General features: G+C 49.0%; 26 protein-coding genes and 1 riboswitch. Of the genes, 1 reads left to right on the plus strand and 25 read right to left on the minus strand.

What is annotated here, in order from left to right; translation table 11 throughout:
- Positions 1-12 precede the first annotated feature (12 nt).
- The 20 genes from sufB to KNQ11_RS09275 all read right to left on the minus strand — a co-directional run bounded on the left by sufB (position 13) and on the right by KNQ11_RS09275 (position 20,316).
- A complete protein-coding gene (sufB, locus tag KNQ11_RS09180; RefSeq protein ID WP_023469154.1) occupies positions 13-1,410 on the minus strand; it encodes a Fe-S cluster assembly protein SufB in 1,398 nt (465 codons plus the stop codon).
- A gap of 36 nt (positions 1,411-1,446) precedes the next feature.
- Positions 1,447-1,881 (minus strand): Fe-S cluster assembly sulfur transfer protein SufU, encoded by a 435-nt coding sequence (gene sufU, locus KNQ11_RS09185; RefSeq protein WP_023469155.1) that lies wholly within the window; start codon positions 1,879-1,881, stop codon positions 1,447-1,449.
- Positions 1,871-3,094, minus strand: a complete 1,224-nt coding sequence (locus KNQ11_RS09190) for a cysteine desulfurase (protein WP_035396382.1) — start codon at positions 3,092-3,094, stop codon at positions 1,871-1,873. Before KNQ11_RS09190 ends, sufU begins: the two co-directional genes overlap by 11 nt.
- Before the next feature lies 1 nt (position 3,095).
- On the minus strand, positions 3,096-4,373 hold the full coding sequence (gene sufD / locus KNQ11_RS09195; protein ID WP_047393415.1) for a Fe-S cluster assembly protein SufD: 1,278 nt from the start codon (positions 4,371-4,373) through the stop codon (positions 3,096-3,098).
- 18 nt (positions 4,374-4,391) lie between these two features.
- Positions 4,392-5,177 carry a Fe-S cluster assembly ATPase SufC gene (gene sufC, locus KNQ11_RS09200; protein WP_023469158.1) on the minus strand — a complete coding sequence of 262 codons (786 nt, stop codon included), beginning with the start codon at positions 5,175-5,177 and terminating at the stop codon, positions 4,392-4,394.
- A gap of 133 nt (positions 5,178-5,310) precedes the next feature.
- A complete protein-coding gene (locus KNQ11_RS09205; RefSeq protein ID WP_214771212.1) occupies positions 5,311-6,561 on the minus strand; it encodes an MDR family MFS transporter in 1,251 nt (416 codons plus the stop codon).
- Between the two features lie 79 nt (positions 6,562-6,640).
- Complete coding sequence (locus KNQ11_RS09210; RefSeq protein ID WP_050678660.1) at positions 6,641-7,474, minus strand: MetQ/NlpA family ABC transporter substrate-binding protein; 834 nt, start codon at positions 7,472-7,474, stop codon at positions 6,641-6,643.
- A gap of 32 nt (positions 7,475-7,506) precedes the next feature.
- Positions 7,507-8,172 (minus strand): methionine ABC transporter permease, encoded by a 666-nt coding sequence (locus KNQ11_RS09215; protein ID WP_064299452.1) that lies wholly within the window; start codon positions 8,170-8,172, stop codon positions 7,507-7,509.
- A complete protein-coding gene (locus tag KNQ11_RS09220; protein WP_023469162.1) occupies positions 8,169-9,191 on the minus strand; it encodes a methionine ABC transporter ATP-binding protein in 1,023 nt (340 codons plus the stop codon). Before KNQ11_RS09220 ends, KNQ11_RS09215 begins: the two co-directional genes overlap by 4 nt.
- 78 nt (positions 9,192-9,269) lie before the next feature.
- Positions 9,270-9,374, minus strand: a riboswitch (SAM riboswitch).
- A 57-nt stretch (positions 9,375-9,431) separates the two neighbouring features.
- Positions 9,432-10,598, minus strand: a complete 1,167-nt coding sequence (locus KNQ11_RS09225; RefSeq protein ID WP_214771215.1) for a bifunctional cystathionine gamma-lyase/homocysteine desulfhydrase — start codon at positions 10,596-10,598, stop codon at positions 9,432-9,434.
- Entirely contained in the window at positions 10,591-11,514 is a 924-nt protein-coding gene (locus tag KNQ11_RS09230; protein ID WP_149428156.1) for a PLP-dependent cysteine synthase family protein, read from the minus strand. Before KNQ11_RS09230 ends, KNQ11_RS09225 begins: the two co-directional genes overlap by 8 nt.
- Entirely contained in the window at positions 11,511-11,975 is a 465-nt protein-coding gene (locus KNQ11_RS09235) for an S-ribosylhomocysteine lyase (protein ID WP_023469165.1), read from the minus strand. Before KNQ11_RS09235 ends, KNQ11_RS09230 begins: the two co-directional genes overlap by 4 nt.
- Positions 11,976-11,978: 3 nt before the next feature.
- Positions 11,979-12,617 carry a class I SAM-dependent methyltransferase gene (locus KNQ11_RS09240; protein WP_023469166.1) on the minus strand — a complete coding sequence of 213 codons (639 nt, stop codon included), beginning with the start codon at positions 12,615-12,617 and terminating at the stop codon, positions 11,979-11,981.
- A 539-nt stretch (positions 12,618-13,156) separates the two neighbouring features.
- Complete coding sequence (locus KNQ11_RS09245) at positions 13,157-13,438, minus strand: thioredoxin family protein (RefSeq protein WP_023469167.1); 282 nt, start codon at positions 13,436-13,438, stop codon at positions 13,157-13,159.
- Positions 13,439-13,536: 98 nt separating this feature from the next.
- Positions 13,537-13,920, minus strand: coding sequence for a glycine cleavage system protein GcvH (gene gcvH, locus KNQ11_RS09250; RefSeq protein ID WP_029342437.1), 384 nt, complete (start codon positions 13,918-13,920; stop codon positions 13,537-13,539).
- Positions 13,921-13,984: 64 nt separating this feature from the next.
- A complete protein-coding gene (locus KNQ11_RS09255; protein ID WP_023469169.1) occupies positions 13,985-14,347 on the minus strand; it encodes an arsenate reductase family protein in 363 nt (120 codons plus the stop codon).
- Positions 14,348-14,381: 34 nt separating this feature from the next.
- Positions 14,382-14,834, minus strand: a complete 453-nt coding sequence (locus tag KNQ11_RS09260) for a DinB family protein (RefSeq protein ID WP_064299449.1) — start codon at positions 14,832-14,834, stop codon at positions 14,382-14,384.
- 75 nt (positions 14,835-14,909) lie between these two features.
- The gene (locus tag KNQ11_RS09265) at positions 14,910-16,694 is read right to left on the minus strand and encodes an acyl-CoA dehydrogenase family protein (protein ID WP_023469171.1); all 1,785 of its coding nucleotides are present in this window, start codon (positions 16,692-16,694) and stop codon (positions 14,910-14,912) included.
- The gene (locus KNQ11_RS09270) at positions 16,691-17,881 is read right to left on the minus strand and encodes an acetyl-CoA C-acetyltransferase (protein ID WP_214771217.1); all 1,191 of its coding nucleotides are present in this window, start codon (positions 17,879-17,881) and stop codon (positions 16,691-16,693) included. Before KNQ11_RS09270 ends, KNQ11_RS09265 begins: the two co-directional genes overlap by 4 nt.
- Positions 17,882-17,898: 17 nt before the next feature.
- Positions 17,899-20,316, minus strand: a complete 2,418-nt coding sequence (locus tag KNQ11_RS09275) for a 3-hydroxyacyl-CoA dehydrogenase/enoyl-CoA hydratase family protein (protein WP_214771220.1) — start codon at positions 20,314-20,316, stop codon at positions 17,899-17,901.
- Between the two features lie 183 nt (positions 20,317-20,499).
- Here KNQ11_RS09275 and KNQ11_RS09280 point away from each other — a divergent pair, with 183 nt between their 5' ends.
- Positions 20,500-21,147, plus strand: coding sequence for a class I SAM-dependent methyltransferase (locus KNQ11_RS09280; protein WP_214771223.1), 648 nt, complete (start codon positions 20,500-20,502; stop codon positions 21,145-21,147).
- 621 nt (positions 21,148-21,768) lie between these two features.
- Here the strand turns inward: KNQ11_RS09280 and KNQ11_RS09285 are convergent.
- The 5 genes from KNQ11_RS09285 to trhA form a co-directional block, all read right to left on the minus strand.
- The gene (locus KNQ11_RS09285) at positions 21,769-22,449 is read right to left on the minus strand and encodes a hypothetical protein (RefSeq protein WP_214771226.1); all 681 of its coding nucleotides are present in this window, start codon (positions 22,447-22,449) and stop codon (positions 21,769-21,771) included.
- 87 nt (positions 22,450-22,536) lie between these two features.
- A complete protein-coding gene (locus KNQ11_RS09290) occupies positions 22,537-23,352 on the minus strand; it encodes a DUF2785 domain-containing protein (RefSeq protein WP_214771229.1) in 816 nt (271 codons plus the stop codon).
- A gap of 59 nt (positions 23,353-23,411) precedes the next feature.
- Positions 23,412-24,329, minus strand: a complete 918-nt coding sequence (locus KNQ11_RS09295; RefSeq protein ID WP_023469178.1) for a proline dehydrogenase family protein — start codon at positions 24,327-24,329, stop codon at positions 23,412-23,414.
- Between the two features lie 84 nt (positions 24,330-24,413).
- The gene (locus KNQ11_RS09300) at positions 24,414-25,088 is read right to left on the minus strand and encodes a TVP38/TMEM64 family protein (RefSeq protein ID WP_023469179.1); all 675 of its coding nucleotides are present in this window, start codon (positions 25,086-25,088) and stop codon (positions 24,414-24,416) included.
- Positions 25,085-25,744 (minus strand): PAQR family membrane homeostasis protein TrhA, encoded by a 660-nt coding sequence (gene trhA, locus KNQ11_RS09305; RefSeq protein WP_035396436.1) that lies wholly within the window; start codon positions 25,742-25,744, stop codon positions 25,085-25,087. The genes KNQ11_RS09300 and trhA overlap by 4 nt, the downstream gene beginning before the upstream one ends.
- Positions 25,745-25,824 lie beyond the last annotated feature (80 nt).

Genomic DNA, 25,824 nt, shown 5'->3' on the forward strand with positions numbered 1-25,824 from the left:
GAGTAAGACGAATTATCCGATTGAACCTTCCATCTCGAACTTGATGAGACGGTTCATTTCGACCGCATATTCCATTGGAAGTTCTTTCGTGAATGGCTCGATGAAGCCCATGACGATCATTTCCGTTGCTTCCTCTTGTGAGATCCCGCGGCTCATGAGGTAGAACAATTGCTCTTCCGAGACCTTCGAGACTTTCGCTTCGTGCTCGAGCGAAATGTTATCATTGAGGATTTCGTTGTACGGAATCGTATCCGACGTCGATTGGTTATCCATGATGAGCGTATCACATTCGATGTTCGAACGTGCACCTGTCGCTTTACGTCCAAAGTGAACGATACCGCGGTACGTGACTTTACCACCGTGTTTTGAGATCGACTTCGAGACGATCGTCGACGATGTGTTCGGTGCTAAGTGAATCATCTTCGCACCCGCATCTTGGTGTTGACCTTTACCAGCGATTGCGATTGACAATGTCATACCACGTGAACCTTCACCTTTGAGGATGACGGCTGGGTATTTCATCGTCAGTTTCGAACCGATGTTACCATCGACCCATTCCATCGTTGCACCAGCTTCACAGATCGCACGCTTCGTAACGAGGTTGTAGACGTTGTTCGCCCAGTTTTGGATCGTCGTGTAACGGCAGTAAGCGTTTTTGTTGATGAAGATCTCAACGACCGCTGAGTGAAGCGAGTTCGTCGTGTAGACCGGTGCTGTACATCCTTCGACGTAGTGAACCGATGCTTCGTCATCAACGATGATCAACGTCCGCTCGAATTGACCCATGTTTTCCGAGTTGATCCGGAAGTAGGCTTGAAGCGGCGTGTCGACTTTAACACCTTTTGGTACGTAGATGAACGATCCACCTGACCAGACCGCTGTGTTCAAAGCTGCGAACTTGTTGTCTGTTGGCGGGATTAATTTTCCGAAGTACTCACGGAAGATATCTTCGTTCTCTTTTAACGCTGTATCTGTATCTTTGAAGACGACACCGATTTCTTCGAGGTCTTCTTTCATGTTGTGGTAGACAACTTCTGACTCGTACTGAGCCGAGACACCTGCCAAGTATTTTTGCTCTGCTTCTGGGATACCGAGTTTGTCAAACGTACGTTTGATTTCTTCTGGTACTTCATCCCATGATTTCTCTGCACGTTCCGACGGCTTGACGTAGTACGTGATGTCGTCGAAGTTCAATTCTGAGAGATCGCCACCCCACGCTGGCATCGCTTGTTCGTTGAAGATCTTAAGTGATTTCAAACGGAAATCAAGCATCCATTGTGGTTCTTCCTTCATTTTCGAGATCGTTTCGACGACTTCAGTCGTCAAGCCACGTCCAGAACGGAAGATCGAGATATCGCGATCGTGGAAACCATATTTATAATCGCCAATTTCCGGCATGTTCTTTGCCATGTTCATTTCCTCCTCTTACTTGCTTGTGACCGAAGTTTACTTCCCTTCTTCTACGCCGCGTTCGAGCGCCTTCCAGGCAAGTGTCGCACATTTGATCCGTGCCGGGAATTTCGTGACACCCGAGAGTGCCTCGACGTCCCCGAGGTCGAACGATTCGTCGTCATAGTCTTTTCCTTGGACCATGTCCGAAAAGATATCCGCGAGTCGTAAGGCTTCTTCGATAGTCTTACCTTTGACGAGTTGCGTCATCATTGAAGCAGACGCCATGCTGATCGAGCAGCCCTCCCCGTCAAATTTCGCATCACGGACGACATCGTCTTCAATCGCGAGCTGGAGACGAATCGTATCGCCGCACGTCGGATTGTTCATGTCGATCGTGACGCCCCCCTCGATCGCACCGCGATTTCGGGGAGTTTTATAGTGATCCATGATCACTTGACGATACAAGTGATCGAGATTGTTAAAATCCATGACTGAAATACTCCTTCGTTTGGCGAAGTCCTGTCACGAGTGCGTCAACCTCTTCTTTCGTGTTGTAGAGATAGAAGCTAGCGCGAGCCGTCGAGCTCGCTCCGAGCCAACGCATCAGGGGCTGTGCACAATGGTGACCGGCGCGAACCGCGATTCCCTGCATATCAAGGACGGTTGCGACGTCATGTGCATGGACATCACCGAGATTGAACGTGACGAGTCCAACGCGTTCTTCCGGACCGTAAATCGTGAGTCCGTCGATGTCACGCATTTGTGCCATCGCGTACTGCGCGAGTTCACGTTCGTGTGCTTCGACGTTCTCTAGACCAATCTCTTCTAAGAAATCAATCGCTGCCGATAAACCAACGGCACCTGCGATAATCGGTGTACCCGCTTCGAAACGATATGGAGACGGTTTGAACGTCGACTCTTCAAGACCAACGTAATCAATCATCTCACCACCGAATTCAACCGGTTCCATCGCATTGAGTAATGCCTTTTTCCCGTAAAGAACACCAACGCCTGTCGGACCACACATCTTGTGTGCGGAGAAAGCGAGGAAGTCACAGTCGAGATCCGTGACATTAATCCGTTGGTGCGGTGCACTTTGCGCAGCATCGACGACCATGACGGCACCGCGAGCGTGCGCAAGACGAGCGACTTCTTTGATCGGATTGATTGTACCGAGAACGTTCGAGACGTGTGCCATCGCGACGATCTTCGTCCGGTCAGACAGTTGTGCTTCGACCGCTTCGACCGTCACGCGACCATCCGCTGTCAAATCAACGTATTTCAACTTCGCTTTTTTGCGTTTAGCGACTTGTTGCCACGGAATGAGATTCGCATGGTGTTCGAGGTACGTGACGACGATCTCGTCGCCTTCTTCGACATGCTCCATGCCGTAGCTAGACGCGACGATATTGATCGCCGTCGTCGTGCCGCGGGTAAAGATAATTTCTTCATGGTGTTGCGCCTGGATGAAACGACGAACGTTCTCACGCGCACCTTCGTACGCATCCGTCGCTCGTGTTCCGAGCGTATGGACGCCACGGTGCACATTCGAATGAATCGTCTTATAGTAGTCGTCAATCGCATTGATGACGACGAGCGGCTTCTGCGACGAGGCCGCACTATCGAGATAGACGAGTTTCCGGTCGTTGACCTGTTGGTCGAGGATCGGAAACTGATTGCGGATGGATGCATCGATTCCCATATTAGTTTACTTTCCCTTCGATGACTTGAACGAGACGTTCTTTCACCGAGTCAATCGCAAGTTCCGAGACGACTGGCTGGAGGAATCCGTGAACGACGAGGCGTTCTGCTTCCTTCCGTGAAAGGCCACGGCTCATCAAGTAGTAGAGTTGTAGTTCATCGACACGACCGACAGATGCCGCGTGTCCTGCCATGACGTCATCCTCATCGATCAAGAGGATTGGGTTCGCATCACCACGTGCCTTTTCAGACAACATGAGGACACGTTCCGTTTGAACACCGTTTGATTTCGAAGCGCCGTGATGAATCATCGACGTTCCGTTGAAGATGGATGTTGCTGAATCTTTTTGGACACCGTGGATCAAGATGAAACCTTCTGATCCTTTACCGAAGTGATCCGTCCGGACGTTGAAGTTTTGTTTTTGCTCTCCACGACCGACCGTAACGGCTTTCGTATCTGAGAACGAATCGTTTCCGACGAGGTGTGTTTTTGTTTCTGTGACCGTGTGACCGTCATTCATGTGACCGAGTGCCCATTCGAGCTTCGCGCCTTGTTTGACGACACCACGACGGTTCATATACGTGATCGCGCCCTTGCTGAGCGTATCTACACCACCGAAGAGAACTTTTGCGTTGTCTTCGACGAAGACTTCTGTGACGACGTTAACGTTGTGCGCTTCGTCACCGTAAGAGACGAAGTTTTCGATATACGTCAGTTCACTGTCTGCATCTGCGACAATGATCGCGTGATGGTAAAGTGCTGCGCCTGATTGCTCAAGCGTGTAGATCGCTTGCATTGGTACAGAAAGCTTGACGCCTTTTGGTACATAAAGGAACGTACCACCGTTGCGAAGTGCTGCGTTTAATGCCGCAAGACGATCTTCGTTCACTTGAACACCTTCCGTCATGAAGTACTTCTCGACGAGTTCCGGGTGTTGTTTTAATGCGTCTTCGAGCGTCGTGAAGATGACGCCGTTCGCCGCTTCACTGTTTTGCGCGTGAACGAGTTGTCCGTTACGCGTGACGAGCATATGATCACGGTTTTCGCCGATCAATGCTTCGATATCTGAAGAAAGACCAGTGACGGTTTCGAGTTCCGTCGTACCTTCTGTGAAGTTCCAGCCTTCGATCTTGATTTTTTCTACTTTTGGCAATGCGAGCGTTGGGGCAAGATCAAGCGCGTCTTGACGCTTTGCGACCATCCAAGATGGTTCCCCTAAGCGAGTCGCACGTTCTGCCACTGCCTCGCGATTTACTGCAAGATTCAGTTCTACAGTCATCATGCTTCCTCCCTCGTCTTACGCTTTTGTTTCGATTTCGACGTCTTCGATGCCGAGTTCTTTTTTAACCCAGTCATAACCTTCTGCTTCGAGACGGTGTGCGAGTTCTTTACCACCAGACATGACGATTTTTCCGCCCATCATGATGTGGATGAAGTCTGGCTCGATATAGTTCAAGAGACGTTGGTAGTGCGTGATGATCAAGCAGCCGAATTCAGGTGAACGCATTTCGTTGACACCTTTTGCGACGACTTTAAGTGCATCGATATCAAGACCTGAATCGATTTCATCAAGAATCGCGATTGCTGGTTTAAGCATCATCATCTGAAGAATTTCGTTACGTTTCTTTTCTCCACCAGAGAAACCTTCGTTGAGGTAACGGTGTGCCATTTCTGAAGGCATCTCGAGAAGACCCATTTGTGAATCAAGCTCACGGATGAACTTCATGAGTGAGATTTCATCGCCTTCTTCACGACGCGAGTTGATCGCTGAACGAAGGAAGTCGGAGTTCGTGACACCACTGATTTCGCTTGGGTACTGCATTGCGAGGAACATACCCGCTTGTGCGCGCTCATCAACTTCCATGTCGAGGACGTCTTCGCCGTCGAGTGTGACTGAACCAGATGTCACTTCATACGATGGGTGACCCATCAATGCTGATGCGAGTGTTGATTTACCTGTCCCGTTTGGTCCCATGACCGCGTGGATTTCCCCGCCTTTGATTTCCAAGTTGACGCCTTTCAAGATTTCCTTGCCGTCGATCGCGACGTGTAGATCTTCAATCTTCAAGTGTGAAGCCTTCATGTTAGAATCCCTCCATCTATTCATTTCGTGACTGACGATTCAGAACACGAGCGTTACTAATTTAGTATCATTCTAATCTTAAAGAAACATCGCGTATTATTCAAGCGTCATCGCTCGCTGATTTTTCTCAAAATCATGCGTTTTGTTGAGAATCATTCGAAAGTTTCACCGGTTCCTCGAGTTCCTCGATCGTCGAAGCCCGATGAATCCGTTGTGACAGTAAGAGCAGTGGTATTCCGAATAATGTCAAGCCCGCTAATATCCCGAAAATCGGTAACGGACGGTCCGCTCCATATAAACTTAACAAATGTCCTCCAGCGATCGGACCGATTGATTGTCCGATCGACGTCAAGCCCATCGCTCCGAAATAACTGCCCCGTAATTCCGGCTTCGCGAACCGATCGGTCAAGATGTCGGTCATCGTGAACATCATGACTTCCCCGCACGTGAAGATGAACATCGCGACGATCATCAACCAGATCGCGTTCGCATTTCCCATGATGAACAATCCGATCGCAACAGTCGCAATCCCGGTCGTGATCGAGACGAGTGGTGACGTCTTGACACCAAACTTCATGATCGGATATTGGACGATTAAGACGGTGATCGCATTGATCGTGATTAAGATCGCATAGAGTGTCTTCCCGCCTTCAAGGAGTGACGTCTCCGTCAAGAACTGTGGCAAGGTCGAGTTGAACTGGCTGTAGCCAAAGACGCCGAAGATGATGCCGGCAAGTGCCAGCGTAAAGGCGATATCCGTCCGCAACAGACGAACCGTTGCTCCGAACGAGACCTTTTTCCCACCATGCGTCTCGGTGATCGGATGGCGTTTGAATAAGATACCGATCATCACCCCGTACACGATATAGACGAACGCCGTGATGTAAAACGTCGCGGACGTGTTCCCCGCACTCAGCAGTAAAGCGATTCCCGGTCCGATCGCTGCTGCGATGTTGATCATCGCGTAACGGATATTGAAGACGAACAATCGGTTCGCTTCGTCCGTCGTATCACTGATCAAGGCACGGGCGGATGGTTCAAAAATCGAGCGACAGACACCGTTCAAGGCACTGAGCGTAAAGAACGCCCAGAACGTCTCGACTTGTGCTAGCGCGATGAAGACGACCGCGAACCCAATCGTTCCGGCAAGCATCATCGCCCGCCTTCCATAACGGTCCGACAAGGTACCGCCGATGAAACTCATGACGAGACTGGCGATCGCCGAAATACTGAGGACCCAGCCGACATCGACCGGATCAAACTTCAGGACGGTCGTCATGTAGATGGCGAAGAACGGCATCGTGATGAACGTTCCGAGACGCGAGAAAAACGTCCCGAACAAGACCCCGAGTGTCAACGGATGCAGTTGACGTATGCGTTGCATATGATTCCCCCTAACCCCTGTTTCAGACAAATGAAAAGCATCCTTCCATTATATAGGAAGGATGCCGGCTTCGGTGAACTTATTTGCTGACTGGAACGACAGCACCTTTGTACTTGTCGAGGATCCAATCTTGGTTTTTCTTTTCGTGCAGAACGTCAAGAAGTGCTGTGACACGCTTGTCTTTCTCATCGCCATCACGTGTGACGATGATGTTGACGTATGGTGAAGACTCATCTTCTGAAGCGATCGCGTCTTTCAACGGGTTCAGACCGTTATCGATCGCATAGTTCGTGTTGATGAGGACGGCGTCGCCTTCATTGTTTTTGTAAGCTTGCGGAAGCAGTGATGCTTCGATGTTCGTTTTGAACTTGAGTTTCTTCGGGTTCTCCGCGATATCACCGAGTTGTGCATCTGTCGTTTTACCGTCTTTGAGTTTGATCAATCCTTCATTTTGAAGGAACGTCAAGACACGACCCCGTTCCGCGACGTTTGAGCTCGTCAGGATCGTTGCACCGTTTGGTAACTTATCGAGTGACTTGTATTTCTTCGAGTAAATACCGAGTGGTTCAACATGGACGCCACCTGCGTTCGCGAACTTATACGATTTGTTTTCTTTCTCTTGTTGCTCAAGATACGGTACGTGCTGGAAGTAGTTCGCATCGATTTCTTTTGAAGCGAGTGCTTTGTTCGGAAGTACGTAATCTTGGAACTTCTTGATTTCAAGTTTGTAACCTTTTGCTTCGTATTCTTTTTTAACGTGCTCAAGAATCTCAGCGTGCGGTACGTTTGATGCACCAACGACGAGTGTCTTGTCGTCGCTACCTGATCCTGATGATTTTTCGCCACATGCAGCAAGGCTGATTGCTAAAACGGATACAGCGGCAGTACCTACGAATTTTTTCCAAACTTTCATGAATGATTCCTCCAATATGATTAAGTTTTGAATTAACGTTTATCGATTGCGCGGATCAGCAAGTCACCGATGATTTGGATGACGAAGACGATCGCTAAAATTAAGAGTGTCGCAATGACGATGACATCGTTTTGAGAACGCTGGAATCCTTCGATGAAGGCCATGTCCCCAAGTCCACCTCCACCGACTACTCCGGCCATTGCCGTATAACCGACAAGTGAGACGAGTGTGACCGTGATACCAGAAACGATGGCAGGCAACGCTTCCGGGATTAAGACTTTATAGATGATTTGGAACTTCGTCGCCCCCATCGATTCAGCTGCCTCGATGACACCTTTATCGACTTCGCGTAACGCGAGTTCAACCATCCGACCGTAAAATGGTGCAGCACCGAAAATCAGTGCCGGTAATGCTGCCGTTGGTCCGAGGAACGAACCGACGATCGCTGTCGTAAATGGAATCAATAAGATCAGTAAGATGATGAACGGAATCGAACGGAAGACGTTGACGATCAAGCTCAACACTGAATAGAACGCCCGATTCTTGAACAATAACTCTTCGTTTGTCGCATACAATAGTAAACCAATGATCAAACCGAGAACGAATGTCGAAACCCCAGCGATTGCCGTCATATAGACGGTACTGCCTGTCGCTTCCCACACCATGTCCCAATCTAGGTTGTCAAAGAATGAAATCATCGGTGATCCACCTCCACTTCAACATCACTGGCTTGAAGCTTCGTGATGACCGCTTGTGTTGCTTCTGTTTCCCCGATCAACTGAATGAACAGTGTACCGAGTGCCCCTTCCTGTGATTGACCGACGTTTCCGCCGATGATGTTGAACAGGACCGGTGAATCCTTCATGACTTCCGCGAGGATCGGGCTTTCCGCTGTCGATCCGACGAACGTCAACTGAACGATTTTTCCGGTTGGGTACCGTTCGCGTAGTTTCGCGAACGTCAACTCGTTTTCCGAAGGCGACGTCAATTGTTTGACGAACTCCTTCGTCATCGCTTGCTTCGGATGACGGAAGACTTCTGCGACCGGTCCTTGCTCGACGATTTTACCGGCTTCCATGACGGCGACCCGGTGACAGATTTTTTGAATGACGTGCATCTCGTGTGTGATCAAGACGATCGTCAGTTTCAGTTTTTCATTGATGTCGACGAGTAACTCAAGGATTGAATCCGTCGTCTTCGGATCGAGTGCACTTGTTGCCTCGTCACATAAGAGAACGTCCGGGTTCGATGCCAGTGCCCGAGCGATACCGACACGTTGTTTTTGACCACCCGATAATTGTGACGGATAGGCTTTTTCGCGTCCGTCCAAACCAACGAGTTGGATCAGTTCCGCGACCCGTTCCTTGCGGTGTGCTTTCGGGAAGCCACCGAGCTCGAGTGGGAACATGATGTTCTCTTCAACCGTCCGTGACCATAGTAAGTTGAAGTGCTGAAAGACCATCGAGACATTCTTGCGGACGCCTCGTAATTCTTTTGGTTTCAGTGATGTCATCTCAACACCATCGATTTGGATCGAACCACTAGTTGGTGCTTCGAGCATATTCAGCAATCGGATCAGGGTCGATTTCCCTGCTCCGGAATAACCGATTATTCCAAAAATTTCACCGCGCTCGATTGTCAGATCGACATTCGCGACGGCTTCGACCGCTCCGCGCTTTGAGCGATAAATCTTTCCTACGTCTTGTAAACGAATCACAACTGTCCCTCCTAAAATAAAAAAAGTGCGCGCGTTTTAGAGCAAACGCGCGCACTTTTCAGTACACAAAACCATTTGCTCTCATCTCCCAGACTTTTGTCTGCTGGAATTAGCACCACTTCGGATTAGATCCGCGGTTGCCGGGTTTCATCGGGCCAGTCCCTCCACCACTCTCGATAAGAGTTTCGGTATTAAGTTTGTAGAATATATTCTGAATATTAGCAGGGGTTATTTTTGTTGTCAAACAGTTTTTTCAGAAACTTTTTCGAGGAACGTGAAAGCACGTGTTAAGTCTTCTTTCAAATCTTCTGCGTCTTCAAGTCCAACTGAAATCCGAACGAGACCGTCTGTGATGCCGAGTTCTGCCCGACGTTCTGCTGGGATTGACGCATGCGTCATCCGTGCCGGCACCGAAATCAGACTCTCGACGGCACCAAGACTCTCAGCGAGTGTGAAGAAGTGTGTCGCCTCGACGAGTTTTTCTGCGTTCGCTGCTGAACCGACATCAAAGCTGATCATCCCACCAAATCCAGTCGCTTGTTTCGCTTGGATGTCGTGACCAGGATGCGATGCAAGTCCTGGGTAGAAGATGTTCGAGACGATGTCTTTCGCTTGTAGGAACGCAACGAGATCATGTGCTGTCTCTTCGATCGCATCCATTCGGATACCGAGTGTACGAAGACCACGGACGAGCAAGAAGCTGTCTTGCGGTCCAAGCACGCCGCCTGTCGAGTTTTGGATGAAGTGCAGCTCTTCGCCGAGCGCATCATCTTTGACGACGACAAGTCCAGCGACGACGTCCGAGTGTCCGCCGATGTATTTCGTCGCACTGTGCAAGACGATATCTGCACCGAGTGCGAGTGGTTGTTGATGATACGGTGTCGCGAACGTGTTGTCGACGACGAGTTTAAGATCGTGACGTTTGGCAATCGTTGCAATCGCTGCGATATCCGTAACTTTCAACAACGGGTTCGTCGGTGTTTCGACGTAGACGATCTTCGTGTTGTCCTGGATCGCTGCTTCCGTCGCCGCAAGGTCCGTCGTATCGACGAATGTCACTTCGATGTTGAACTTCGGTAAGACGCGTTGCATCAAGCGGAACGTACCACCGTAGACGTCATCCGTCATGACGATGTGGTCGCCAGACTCAAGCAAGTGGAAGACGGCATGGATCGCTGCCATCCCAGAACCGAAGGCAAAACCACGTGCGCCACCCTCGAGATCCGCAATCAATCGTTCGATGCTCGTCCGTGTAGGGTTCGCTGTCCGTGAATATTCATATCCGTCCTTGAGTTGACCGATTTTATCCTGCTTGTATGTGCTTGTTTGATAGATCGGAGGTGTGACGGCTCCTGTTGCCCGGTCGACACCTGTTCCTCCATGAATCAATGCTGTCTTCTTACGCATGAGTTTCGTCCACCTTTTCAAAGATTTGTTGGCTCAAGTAGCGTTCGGCACTGTCTGCGAAGACGGTGACGATCGTACTGCCGGGGTGACGCTTTGCGATATCAAGCGCAGCAACAAGCGCTGCACCTGCTGAACTACCAACGAGTAATCCTTCGCGAGCAGCGAGTGTATGAACTGCGTCAAATGCATCACGGTCAGAAATCGTATGAATCTCGTCGACGAGTTCACGCGGAACGAGACTTGGCCATTTTGCTGTACCGATACCTTCTGTCTTATGCGGACCGGCTGGACCACCATTTAAGACGGAGCCTTCCGGTTCGACGATTGCTGCTTTTGTACCGAGACGTTGTTTTAAGAAGTCCGCTGTTCCGGCGAACGTACCACCTGAACCACAACCGGCAACGAACCAGTCGATGTGCGGCAAGTCCGCAATCAGCTCAGGACCGAGTGTCCGCTGATACGTGACTGGGTTCTCTTCGTTTTCGAATTGTAACGGAACGTAACTGTTCGGAATTTCCTGACCGAGTTCTTTTGCCCGGTCGATAGCCCCTTGCATATCGAGTTCAGTCGGCGTGTTGACGACGGTTGCGCCGAGTGCCCGCATCAACGTCTGTTTTTCCTGACTGAATTTTTCCGGAACGACACAGATGACTTTGAGATCGTATTTCTTAGCGGCGAGCGCCAAGCCGATGCCGGTATTCCCGGCTGTCGGCTCGATGATCGTACCGCCTGGTGTCACATGTCCGTTTTCGATTGCTGCATCAACGAGTTGAATGCCAAGGCGGTCTTTGACGCTGCCCCCAGGGTTCATCCATTCGAGCTTCGCCAAAATGCGCGTACCAGCAGGCAAATCGAATGAAGTGATCTCGTAGAGTGGTGTGTTTCCGACGAGGTCGCGGACGTTGTTCGCGATCATCCGAAGACGATGTCCCATTCATCACGACCGGCAAGCATTTTCTCGGCATAGTGCTTCGCTCCTTTGAGGTCATGTGCGCTCGCAAATCCACATTGGACTTCGTTTTGCGCTGGAATCTCTTCTGCTGCGAGGACGTCTTTCAACGTCTTCTCAACGAGTTCGCTCATTTTTTCGACCGAGTCGAAATTCATCATCGCCATGTAGAAACCTGTTTGGCATCCCATCGGCGAGACATCGATGACATCATCCGAGTAGTTACGGATGTTTTCAGCAAGTAAGTGCTCGAGTGTGTGCATCGCACGCATCGGCATTTGCTCAACGTTTGGTTGCGTAAAACGGATATCGTATTTGACGACTTGGTCGACTTTACCTTCTTTATAACCCGCGACGCGGATATAAGGTGCTTTGACTTTCGTATGATCCAGGTTAAAGCTTTCGACGTTCATTTTTTGAAGTGCCATGATTTATTCCCCCATTTTCTCGGCTTCTACGAGCCAGACGAAGTGATTGTATTGTATAAATTTAACAGTGAATCCCCGTGCTGTAAACAATTCTTCCATAACTGGAATCAACGGGTAGAACTCGCGTTCGAGATCTTCCGCTAACGCGTCGAACCCTTGAGCACGTGCTTCACGAATCGTTTGCAGGCGTGCCTCTTCTGAGACGAACATCGTATCCGCGTAGACGATTTTTCCGTCTGCCGGTAAATGTGATGCCATCAGTTCGATTGCTTCTCCCTTTTCCTCATCTGTTAGATGATGAAACGCATACGTCGAAACAAAACTGCGTGCTTCCTTCGCCTCGAACGAGAGGAAGTGACCGTCCTGTACATCAAGCGATGGAATCTTTTCCGTCAGGATTGCCCGCATCTCCGGACTTGGTTCGACGGCGAGTACGGCGTCGTGACGTGCCAGAAGACGTTGTGTCAGGTTCCCTGTGCCTGCTCCGAATTCAATGACCGGCGACTGCGCTTTATCCGCTACTGTATCCAAAATCTCATCGTATCGACGAAAAACCTCTTTATACTCCGGATCATGTCCGGTTACTGTCTCGTCATACGTTGATGCCCATTCTGTGAAAACATCCATAAAACGTACTGTCATGCCTTGTCGTCCTCCATCTCACCAGTTAATTCCGAGTAATCGGATATGAATTAAAGTAATTTTCCTTATTCGCATTGTAGCAAGGAGATTCTATCCTGGCAAGCGACCGGCTCGAAAAACTTCCAGAAAACAAAAAAAAGGCGTTGCCGGCGAACCGACAACACGAATAATGTGGTTAGAAATGCTACGAAGGAAAACCCAGCTCCATTCGGAATTGTTCGCTCTTCCGCGTGGAGGACGGCGCCTGTTCGACATGATCGCCAGCTTACGTTCACTTCCTGATCGGTCCTTTCGATCCACCACCCGTTCATTGCACCGCTTCGTCTTTGGGGGACGACTTAAGGGGAAACAATACACCGGCTTAGGATGGGAGAAAGGGTTCAGGACTTGAATCGTATTGAACGATCATCTCTGCTAGACTTCCTATAATGCATTTCTAGAAGTTGTTATGAATATACCATTCATATTTCTGCGTTGTCAACGGATTATTGTAAATATTCCGACAATTTAACAAAAAGAAAAATCCAATCGGACTTTTCTTACCGTTCTTGACAGAAAGCAAAGACGTTTTGAACGGACTGGAAGGCATAAAGTCGCTCTACGACTTGATTTTCTTCAATTCGCAACAACGCAGGAACACTCATGACACGGGCTTCTTCTAAGAAATCCGGAATGAAATTCCCGTTCGCCTTCTGAATCGATTGACCTGATTCCGTCGCTTCAACGATATCGAGCATACGTTCCGCAATGGCGCATGTCCCGCACATCGGTGCATAGACATACAATAGCCCGTTTTCTGGGACGGTCGTGACCTCTTGCATGACGGTCGCTCCTTTCTTCGTGGTATCTGTCGTCAGTATACAAAAAAAAGAGAGCGGACGAAACGCAAGCGCCTCGTTCACTCTCTTTTCGTTAAGTATTACTCGTTGATCATCGATTTGTACGCCGCAGCGTCCATCAATGCCTCGACTTGTGAAGCATCTTCGATTTCGATGTCAACCATCCAAGCGCCTTCGAATGGTGACTCGTTGACGAGTTCTGGGGAATCCGAAAGGTTTTCGTTGATGGCAACGACTTTACCAGAGATCGGTGCGTATAACTCCGAGACTGTCTTGACCGACTCGACTGAACCGAATGGCTCGTTTGCTGAGATCGTATCTCCGACTTCAGGCAATTCGACGAAGACGATATCCCCGAGTTCGTGTTGCGCGAAATCCGTGATTCCGATGCGCGCCTTGTTTCCTGATACTTCGACCCATTCATGTTCTTCCGAATAGCGTAAGTTGTCTTTTACTTGACTCATTTCCGATTCCCCCTGTGGACTAATTTGGACTAACGTGTTCAGTATACCAAAATCGACTCTGAACTTAATACCATTTTCCTTGATACATTTCTTCCTTGAAGCCGATCGTGACGTCTTTTCCGTCTGTAACGATTGGACGCTTCAACAACATGCCGTCACTTGCGAGCAACTTGTATTGCTCGTCTTCCGATAGCTCTGGAAGTTTGTCCTTGATCCCTTGCGAACGGTATGATTGACCGCTCGTGTTGAAGAATTTCTTCAACGGCTCTCCACTCTTTTGATGAAGTTCCTGGATCGTCGTTGCAGATGGTGTCTCCTCGACGATGTGTTTGTAATCCACTTCGACACCGTGCTGTTCGAGTGCTTTTTTTGCTTTGACGCACGTACTACATTTCGGATAGCCGTACATCGTGACTGTTTTTGTCATGTTCCTCACCTCACCTTCAAGAGTAGCAGATGGATCACTTCTGCTTCAAGCGTGCGAGCGCCCCGTCAATCTGATCTTGATGATGGGCGTCATGGGCAACGAACGATTCGACGAAGCCTTGCGGTCGAAAATCCTCATAGGTTGCTTCAAATTGCTCGTCAGACAGACGATCGAGGTGATTGACGATATCACGCCGGACACTGATCGCTTTCTTCAACAAAGCAAGCGGATCGATATGATGCGCATATTCGACCGCCAGTCGATTGAACTGATCAAAATCCGTCTCGACGAGCGTCAACGGTTCATCCGGTAACTTCGAGATGGCATGATCGTAATAAAACCGGTCCCATAAATACAGATGACTGACGCACTCAAGGACGGTCCACTTATTAAGCGCAAGCGGCAGATCCCATTCTTCCGGCGACAAACGTTCAAGGGATTGATAGTAGGCAATCGCAAATTGCAGTTCAACCAATTCTTGGCGCATCTCGTTTTCCTCCTCCAACCAAAAACTTCGCCTTTACAGAGATTTTCCCTGCAAAGGCGAAGCGGTAAACCTGACTTAGACCGTATATTTGTTTGACTCGATGAGACGTTTTGCGATGTCGCGTTTCGTACCGATGACGTTGATTGGCTGGTAACGGCTGAATTTTTTCAGCGCCGAGAGCAACATCCGGAGTTCGTCGCCGCTTGCTGCCGCGTAGAGTGTCTCTTTCGCGTCACGCTCGACAGCTTCGAACGCTTGTTGTGCGAAGACTTCCGTGTAACGGACTTTCAGTTCGCTCTTCTCGATTCCTTTGTCGGCAATCGCTTTGTCCGTCCGGACGATTGCTGACTCCAGCGCATAGATCGCACTCATGATGTCGGCTGTATTCGCTAAAATCTCTTGCTCGCCTTGGAGTTTGTCCTGGTATTTCTGGACCGCTGTTCCGGCAGTCAACAAGAAGATCTTCTTCATCATCGCGAGTAAGTGGCGTTCGCGATCAAGTGGTGCTGTTCCGATTTCTGTCGGCATGAAGCTCATCACTTCTTGTTGCAGACGCTGTGCTTCCGCAAGCAACGGCAACTCGCCTTTCATCGCTTTCTTCAGCAACGTTCCTGGAACGAGAAGACGGTTGATCTCGTTCGTTCCTTCGAAGATCCGATTGATCCGTGAATCACGGTACATGTTCTCGACTTCATATTCTGCCATGAAGCCGTAACCACCGTGAATTTGAACCGCTTCATCGATGACGTAATCAAATGTTTCCGAAGCGAAGACTTTATTCATCGAGCATTCGATTGCGTACTCCGCGATCGCATCAGCGATTTTCTTACCGTCCTTGCTCTCTTCTTCTGACAACTGATCGAGGCTGTCTTGGAACAGACCACCTGTCCGGTAGACTGAACTTTCCATCGCATACGTCTGTGCTGCCATCGTCGCGAGTTTTTCTTGAATCAATGGGAACGAGCTGATCGGTGTCTTGAACTGTTTCCGTTCATTCGAGTACTGGACTGCAAGATCAATCGCTCGTTTTGACGAACCGACAGCACCGACAGCCAGTTTATAACGACCGACGTTCAAGATGTTGAAGGCGATGACGTGACCGCGTCCGATCTCACCAAGGACGTTATCGACTGGTACTTCTGCATCTTGTAAGATCAACGTCCGTGTCGATGATCCTTTGATTCCCATCTTCTGTTCCTCGACGCCTGTCGAGACGCCTGGATACGATCCTTCGACGAGGAAGGCTGTGAACTTGTCACCGTCGATTTTTGCGTAGACGACGAACAAGCTTGCAAAACCAGCGTTCGTGATCCATTGTTTTTCACCGTTCAAGATGTAGTGCGTACCGGCTTCGTTCAAGACAGCCGTCGTTTTAGCACCAAGAGCATCCGAACCAGAGCCTGGTTCCGTTAACGCGTACGAAGCGATCCACTCCCCTGAAGCGAGCTTCGGCAAGTATTTATGCTTTTGCTCTTCGTTTCCGAAGAAGACGATTGGCAACGAACCGATTCCGACGTGTGCGCCGTAGCTGAGGGCGAATGAACGACCGCGCGCGAACTTCTCCGTGATGATCGAAGACGAAATCTTATCCATCTGATAGCCGCCGTATGCTTCCGGAACGTCTGCACCGAGTAGACCAAGCTCGCCTGCTTCACGGAGGAGACCGACTGATAATTCGAACTCGTGTTTTTCGATTCGGTCAAGGACAGGAACGACACGATCTTCGACGAACTTCGCTGTCATGTCACCGACCATTTTGTGTTCTTCCGAGAAATCCTCTGGTGTGAAGAGACGTTCTGGTGCTAACTCATCTAATACAAAACTGCCACCTTTGATTAATTCGTTTGTCGTTTGGCTCATTGTCCTGTTCCTCCTTCAACTAGTTCGAATACGCCTGCTGCGCCCATTCCGCCACCGATACACATCGAGACGACACCATACTGGACATTCCGGCGTTTCATTTCATGCAAGAGCGTCAATGTGAGTTTTGTTCCTGTACAACCGAGGGGGTGACCGAGGGCGATCGCTCCACCGTTGACGTTGACGATGTCTTCGTTTAATCCAAGCTCGCGGATGACACCGAGTGACTGCGAAGCGAACGCTTCGTTCAACTCGATCAAACCAACGTCCTCAAGCGTGATGCCTGCGAGGTCCAGTGCCTTCGGAATCGCGACGACTGGTCCGATCCCCATCACTTCCGGACGAACACCACCGACCGCGAATGATTTGAACTTACCGAGAATCGGTAACCCTTGGCGTTCTGCTTCTTCTCGTTCCATGACGAGGACAGCAGCCGCACCGTCTGACGTCTGCGAAGAGTTCCCTGCTGTGACGCTACCGCCGAGGCGGAACGCTGGGCGAAGTTTTGCAAGACCTTCCGGTGACGAATCCGGGCGAACGCCTTCATCGTGTTCGACGACGAATGTCTTCTCTTCGATTTTCAGTTCATCATTGACGAATTGTTCCGTCACCGTTACCGGGATGATCTCGTCTGCGAACTTACCGGCTGCGATTGCTGCCGCTGCTTTTTGGTGACTCTTCAACGCAAACGCATCTTGATCTTCTCGTGAGACATTGTAGGTCGCAGCGACTTGCTCCGCTGTATGCCCCATGCTCATGTAGTATTCCGGTGCCGTGTCGACAATCGACGGATTAGGTCGGACGACGTGACCTGGCATCGGGACTTGACTCATCGATTCAAGTCCACCAGCGACGACCGCAGTTGCTTGCCCCGTCATGATCTTCATCGCTGCGTCAGCGATCGATTGTAGTCCACTTGAGCAATAGCGATTGATCGTGATTGCCGGTACCTCATGTGATAATCCACCGAGGACTGAAGCGTATCGAGCGATGTTCATCCCTTGCTCTGCTTCCGGTAAGGCACATCCGAGGATGACGTCATCGACCGCTCCCGTGTAACCGGACCGTTTCAACGTTTCCTGGATGGCGATGCCTGCTAATTCATCCGAGCGCATCGATTTGAATGCGCCCTTTTTTGCTTTTCCGACCGGTGTCCGTGCACCGGCGACGATTACTGCTTCCTTCATCCGAATCCCCCCAGTCCTCAGTTACGAAGCGGCTTGCCTTTGACGAGCATGTGCTGCATCCGTTGTTGTGTCTTCATCTCACCGATCAGGCTCAAGAATGCTTCCCGTTCGATGTCGAGCATATATTGTTCATCGACGTAGCTACCGAAGGCGACGTTTCCACCGGCGATGACGTGTGCCAGTTTACTAGCGATTTTCAAATCGTGTTCCGAGATATAGCCACCGTAGAACATTTCGCGTGTCGCGAGTTCAAGCGTTGCTTTCCCAGCACGACCGACGACTGGAATCTTCGCTTTCGCTGGTGCCGTGTAGCCGGTCCGGTCCAGTTCAAGGACGAGTTGTTTCGCATCATACGTCAAGTGATCCCGGTTCATCGAGATCTGATCAACGGAGCGGACATATCCGAGTTCGCGTGCTTCAAAGGCTGATTTTGAGACTTTTGCCATCGCGACGTTTTCGAACGTTTTTTGTGCTGCTTTCTCGATATTAACGAGTCCGTCTGGTGTGTTTTCTAACAGTCGACGATACGTGTTGACGTTTCCGCCGCCTCCTGGAATCAGACCGACACCGACTTCGACGAGACCCATATACGTTTCAAGCCCGGCTTGCAGACGAGCTGCCGGAAGCGAGATCTCCGTACCACCACCAAGCGTCATTCCTTGTGGTGCAGCGACGATCGGACGCGATGCGTAACGAATCTTTTGAATCGATTGTTGGAACTTGTTGATGATCCAGTCGAGTTCGAACCAGTTCTCATCTTCCGCTTCCATCAGCATCATCGCTAGGTTCGCACCGACACAGAAGTTCTTGCCATCGTTCGCGATGACGAGACCACGGTGGTTTTTCTCAACGAGATCGACCGACTGTTCGATCATCTGCATGATGTCGACACCGATCGCATTGCTCTTCGAAGTGAACTCGAGGACTGCGACATCGTCACCGATATCAAGCAAGCGTGCCCCATTGTTCTCAAGGAGAACACCGTTTGACTTCCGGACGTCGCGAAGGCGGATTTCCTTCGGATTGACCGTTGCTCCGACGTAGTCTTGTGTCGTTGCGTCATAATGACGACCGGACGCATCATAGAAACTCGTTTTTCCTGCTGCGAGCATCTCATCGACCCATGCCGGTACTTCGTAACCATCTTGTTTCATCTTCGCGACCGTTTTCTCGACGCCGAGTGCGTCCCATGTCTCGAACGGTCCCATCTTCCAGCCGAAGCCCCATTTCATTGCTTCATCGATCGCTTTGATGTCGTCTGCGATCTCACCAGTCAGCTGAGCCGAGTAGAGCAATGTTTTCGCATGGATCGGCCAGAGTAAAGCACCGACACGATCTTGCGCGAAGACGACGGCTTTCAGCTTGTTTTTTGCGCCCGGAAGTGCTTTAGCTTGTCCGATTGACGGCTCGGTAAGCGCTTTCTTTTCAACGTACTCAAATGTCTCGAGATCGAGTTCAAGGATCTGTTTTCCGACTTTCTTATAGAACCCTTGACCTGTCTTCGCACCGAGTGCTCCTTGTTCGACAAGGCGACGCATCTCAGTCGGAACCGCGAACGTCTCCTTCTCTTCGCCTTCCGGCAACAAGTCATAGACGTTGTTCGCGACGTGAACGAACGTGTCAATACCGACGACGTCGAGTGTCCGGAACGTCGCTGACCCCGGGCGACCAAGGAGTGGACCTGTGACCGAATCGACCTCCCCGATCGAATAGCCACCTTTTTTCATCTCATCCATCGTCACGAGGAGACCGTATGTCCCGATCCGGTTGCCGATGAAGTTCGGTGTGTCCTTCGCGATGACGACACCTTTCCCAAGTCGTTCTTCTGCGAATTGTTTCATGAAGTCAACGACACTCGGATCCGTGTCTGAAGTTGGAATCAACTCAAGTAACTTCAGATAACGTGGTGGGTTAAAGAAGTGTGTCCCGAGGAAACGACGATTGAACGACTCCGAACGTCCTTCACGCATCGCTTCAATTGAAATGCCTGATGTGTTCGAGCTGACGATCGCGTCTTCCCGAATGAACGGTTCGATTGTTGCAAACAATTGCTGTTTGACGTCGAGTCGTTCGACGACGACTTCAACGATCCAGTCTGCTTCTTTCAGACGCTCTAAGTCGTCTTCTAAGTTTCCGACCTCGATGAAGTCGATCAATTTTTTCGACGCGAGTGGTGCTGGATTTTGTTTCAAGAGTTTTTCGCGGTTATCGCGCGCGATGCGGGAACGGACGCGCGGATCACTCAGCGTCAAACCCTGCTTCTCTTCTTGTGCCGTAAGTTCTTTTGGTACGATATCAAGCATCAATGTCCGTATGCCAGCATTCGCAAGATGTGCCGCGATGCCTGCACCCATCACCCCTGAACCGATGATGACGGCGAATTGGATGTGTTTCGTCAACTGGATTGTGGTCGGCTGACCGATTTGACTCGCCATGATATACCCCCTGAGTTTAAATTGAATGAACAACCATTCATTATACTGACAAAAAAAGAAGCCAATCGGTTTTCGTTTGCTTCTTCTACATCTTCATCATAAATGAATAATGATTCAGTAGCAATAAAAATTCAGTCAATGGACAAATTTTCCTGTTAGACTGATAAAAAGGAGTGGTTGAAAATGAGTCAAACCGAGCATGTATGGAATCAAAAAGCCGCTGACTGGGCGGATCGTGCTGACGATATGTGGACGAACGGCAGCCGAAAAACGATTTTACCCTTCTTACGAAAAACGATCACTGGTGGTCGTTTGCTTGATCTCGGTTGCGGTGACGGGGCAGCCTGTCGCTTACTGACACTGGACTTTCAGACAGTCGGACTTGATGTCTCAGACGAGATGATCCGAATCGCCCGTGAGAAGTCACCCGAGCAGACGTTCATCGTCGGTACGGGGGAAGCATTGCCGTTCGCTGATCATGCGTTTGATGTCGTCCTCGCTGTCAACTCACTCGAATGGTCGACACGTCCCGTTCAAGTGCTGCAAGAAATCGAACGCGTCGCCCCGCTTGTCGTCATCAGTCTACTCGGTCCGACAGCCGCACCACGGCAACTTGCTTACCGTCGTCTCTACGGTGAGGAAGTTGCGATGGGGAATACGATGATGCCGTGGGAACTGCTGCAACTAGCGAAAGAGCGGGGCTGGACGTTACTCGATGAAGCGGTCATCCAAAAAGAAGGAGCCGTCATGACGGGGCACCGGTTACTTGATCAAGCCCATGCTTTCTCGTGTTTGTTTGCTTTTCAGACGACGACTGTGAGGGAGAGATAACTATTTCATATACAACCTTTTATACATTTATTTTGATTGCGTTAGGTATCAATCTCTTATTTTATATCGATTCACTTGATGTTTTAGAACGATGGCAATACTTTTTATTGTATATGATTTTTCTAATGGGTATACCTGAACTCGGAAGACGCATTTTTCGACGCTATCAAGAAAAACGATTCCATCCGCAGACTTCTATCTTTCTTGTCATTCTAGTATTTGCAGGCATGCTGTTTTTAGGAAATATCATTTTGCCGTAATGATCGATGAAACTCTATCATAAATAACCTCACTGTCTTCTCACCCGCTTTCCTCAGGCGAGACACAAGCCAGTCTTCCTCATCCCTCGGATGACGAATCCGGGTCTTGTTTGTCTCTGACAGCGCGAGGTGAAACATCGCGCTTTTTCCTGTAGGAGTCGGGTGAAGACATATGAGGTAGCTTAAATGTAATAAACGGTCTCTCACTAGAAGTTAAGAGACCGTTTTTAGTTGATTTCATTCAATTTGAGACTGCAAGTCACATTGTCTTCATCACACCGGTAACGGTAATGATAAGTGTGAACCAAGAACGTCTACTTACTAAAATTCGTTTAGTATTTTAAGAAGTATTTTTACAGATTCAATCCTCCAAGTCATATTTCAAACGAGAAAAAGAACGACTTACCTTAAAATCGAAATCAATAAGAGTAGTTACATCGTAACTCTTTTGGCGATAGATCTCTTTCATGAGTTGCAGGAAAATATAGCGACACGTATATAAATCATCTCCAGTGTCTTCTCTCATCGAAGCATAATCAATTTCTTCACCTAGCGAATCATACACAATCGTTTCAAACTCTAAATTTGTATGCCACATAAAATCTAAAAATCCTTGTAGAACTGCTTTTTTATACATATCTAGTGGAAAAGTAGACAAGATTTTATTTTTATAATAAATCTCTACTACTTTTTTTTGATAGAAAAATCGAATGATAAAGTTAGAAGAGACTTCCTCGCTCTCATATTGTAAAGACCAGTTTGATTCTTCAACGTCATATAGTTCACTTGTCGATACACTTTTTATTAAAGCGTGCCAAAACATGTATAGCTCACTTACATGTGCATTAAAAGGGAGCTGTTCATCATTTATATAAAAAACAACTTTTCCAGAAGGATACCCGTCAGCTCGACCAAATGCATAATTAAATACATCGTTATCTTTTAAATCGGTCATCTTTATGAAACCTGGGTATTCTTGATTAATATCTAGTTCTTTTTTTTCAGGAGGAATTTTAATGAAACTCTTAACTTCCAAATGCATAATAAAATCATCCTTTCATTTATGAGCATACTTCCTACCTGAGGACAGCGAAGAATCCGAAGACATCCAATATACTCTGCGTCTTTATCATCCATGCGTTCGCTGATGAACTTTTCTTAACCAGTTCTCTACCTGTTTACTTCCTGTCCGTTCTTCCCATTTCAGTCGGAAATAGAGTGTCTGTAGCATCTGTTTGACGTTACGATACGTCGTCCACTCCGCATCTCCCCATGTCACGTCACTCTCAAGCCACTCCTTAATATTATGTTCGATTCGTTGTAATAGGACATCTTCCGACAGTCCATGGCGACAAGCTTGCAACCATGCCGTCACCATCCGGTCCGCTTCTTCATCGACATAGAGATAATCGGACCGCGTCAACTGACGAATCATCGCATCAATCGCTCCGAGTTCCTCCTCTGGACGACTCGCTGGGTGCGTAAACCAAACCGCATAGACATCTGCGATATGTGCCATGCTGTGTGCCCACCCCATTCCGTCAATGAATCCACGGACATCCTTTTCTTGCTCCAGATAAGTTTGTAAGTAAGTGGACAGCCGATCCAACTGACTTTGCGTCAATAAGTGTCGGGTTTTATCCATCACTAATAGTTCAGCGAGTGCCAGTGCTGAAAACGATCGTGTCAGGACAGCCGTTGTATCCGACGTTCCCATCCGATACATCAATCCATGCCCGCTTAAAATAAAATCGAAAATTCGATTGGTGTCTTCTATCGTAAATGACTCTGATGCGATGTAGGTCGCTAACTGCGGATAGATCAATCCATCCCGTAACTCAGAATCCGTCGAACCGATATGTAGAAGTAACTCATCGAGTAATGCAGGCGTTACACTCGCGTCTTGTTGTAGCAGTTCCTTTAATTCTTGTTCTGTGCATGCCATTCTGTCCTCTCCTCTCTGAATCAAAAAAAGACGATGCAACGTTGCATCGCCTTCTCTTCTTATCCTTTGACCATTCCTTTGAGAACGAAGGCAACGTTTGCCGGTCGTTCTGCTAAGCGGCGCATGAAGTAACCGTACCAGTCACGTCCATAAGGAACGTAGACACGGACTTTATAGCCTTGTTTGACGAGTTCGAGTTGACGCTCGACCCGGATACCAAATAACATCTGGAATTCGAACTGGTCTTTTTCGATCCCATTTTCTTTAGCGTGACGGATGACTTGCTCGATCATCGCATCGTCATGTGTTGCGACGGCAGCATAGTTTCCGAGTGATAATTGTAACTTCACGAGCTTGATGTAGTTATGATCGACGTCTTCCTTCTCTGGAAATGCAACCGTTGCCGGCTCTTTGTAAGCCCCTTTGACAATCCGGAGATTCGTCTCGAAGCGTCCGACACGTTTGATGTCATCTTCCGACCGGTAGAGGTATGACTGGATGACTGTTCCGATGTTATCGAAAGATTGGCGCAATTCTTCAAACAATTGAATCGTCTTTTCACAACGTGGCTCATCTTCCATATCGATCGTGACGAAGACACCGAGTTCTTTCGCCCGTGTTAAGATCCGTTCCATGTTCGAGCGAATCAAGTCGTCCGAGATATCGAGTCCGAGTGATGTCAGTTTCAACGAGAGTTGCGAGTCTAATTTTTCTTCCGCAATCATCTCAACCGCACGAATACATTCTTGTGTCATCATCTCTGCTTCTGCCACCGTTGAGATAAACTCCCCTAAATGGTCCATCGTGACGCATAACCCTTTTGCGTTCAATTCCTGGATCGCCCGTTTTGATGCTTCCAATGAATCCCCTGCCACGAAGCGACTTGCTCCGAATTTAAGCCCGTATCGCTTGGCGAGACCGTTCAATGTCTTGTTTTGCGATAAGAAGATAAAACCATCCCGTAGTACTTTTTCCATCACTCATGATTCCCCCTAAATAAATGCTAGGCTGTTTTACCGTATCGGTTCACATCTCTGCACTCATATTATGCCATAAAGCGCTTACATACGCTCTTTATTTCGTTTATTTTTGAGAATCCGTTGAGCAACAAGTCCTACGGCAAAGAATAGGACATACAGCCCGATCGCAACGAAAAATTGCCAGGAGAACGGATCGCGAAGGCTTGAGCCGATATTGTTGTAAACGAACGCACCGGGAATGATCCCGAGATAGTTGGCAATGGCGAACTGTTTAAAGCGAATTTTTGACAATCCGGACGCATAGCTGATCGCGTCAAACGGAAACAGTGGAATCAATCGAACGACGAGCACGACGAGGAAGCCGTTCGTCGCAATCCGTTCGTCAAGCACGTTCAGCTTCCCTTTCCCAATCAATTTCTCAACTCCACGGCGACCGAGCAACCGGGCGATCCAAAAGCTGAGCAAACCGCCGGTACCGGCACCAATGACGTCGAGCAATGTCCCGAGCCATGGACCGTACGTATAACCGCCAAAAATGGTCAACAGGCTTGCTGGGAAAAAGACGAGTGGTCGAATCGTGTAAGCGAGTACGTAAAGCAACATCCCTGTCAGACCTTGATCCCGTACCCAATCCGATAATGCTTGAATGTCGAATTGCTCCAACATTCCCGACATCCGGAAATACAGGAGCAATCCAAGTCCAAACATAAAATACAGCGTGAGCGGGAGCCAGTCCCGGAGCCGTAATTTTTTCATGACATTGTCGCCGGAGCAACGTAATAGAAAATCGACAGGAAGATCAACACACTACCAGCAAGGACGAACAGATGCCAAATCGCGTGGTTATACGGCAAGCGTGCCCAGACGTAGAAGATGACGCCGAGGGAGTACGCAAGTCCACCACCGAGGAGCAATAAGAATCCTTGTAATCCGAGTGCTTCATAGATCGGCTTGATCGCAAACAGACAACACCAGCCGAGGATCAGATAAGACGCATTCGAGATCCAGACATATTTACCGGTCGAATAAAGCTTCCAGATGATGCCGAGCGTCCCGACACCCCAGACGATCCCGAGTAACGTCCAGCCGAGCGGACCACGGAGCGTGATCAAGGCGAACGGTGTATAACTACCAGCAATCAAGAGATAGATGCCAGCATGATCTAAAATTTGTAGAACCTTGTTTGCTTTCGTATGCATCAGCGAATGCATCAAGGTCGAGAACAGATAAAGGAGAATCATCGTTGCCCCGAAGATACTGACAGCAGTGACGTTCCAAGCGCTGCCGGATTTCGTCGCCTGCAGGATCAACATCACGAGCGCGACGATACTGAAAATGACACCCAATCCGTGTGTAATGGCACTGGCGATCTCCTCTTTCAAGGAGTCACCTTTCGCGAGTAGCTCTTCGATCGTTTCTTTCGATTGTTGCTTGATCGTTTGCTTAAGTTCTTTTTTGGTAACCAACCGAACACCTACTTTCTAATGACACA

This window comes from Exiguobacterium sp. s39, assembly GCF_018618925.1.
Taxonomy (GTDB): Bacteria; Bacillota; Bacilli; order Exiguobacteriales; family Exiguobacteriaceae; genus Exiguobacterium_A; species Exiguobacterium_A abrahamii.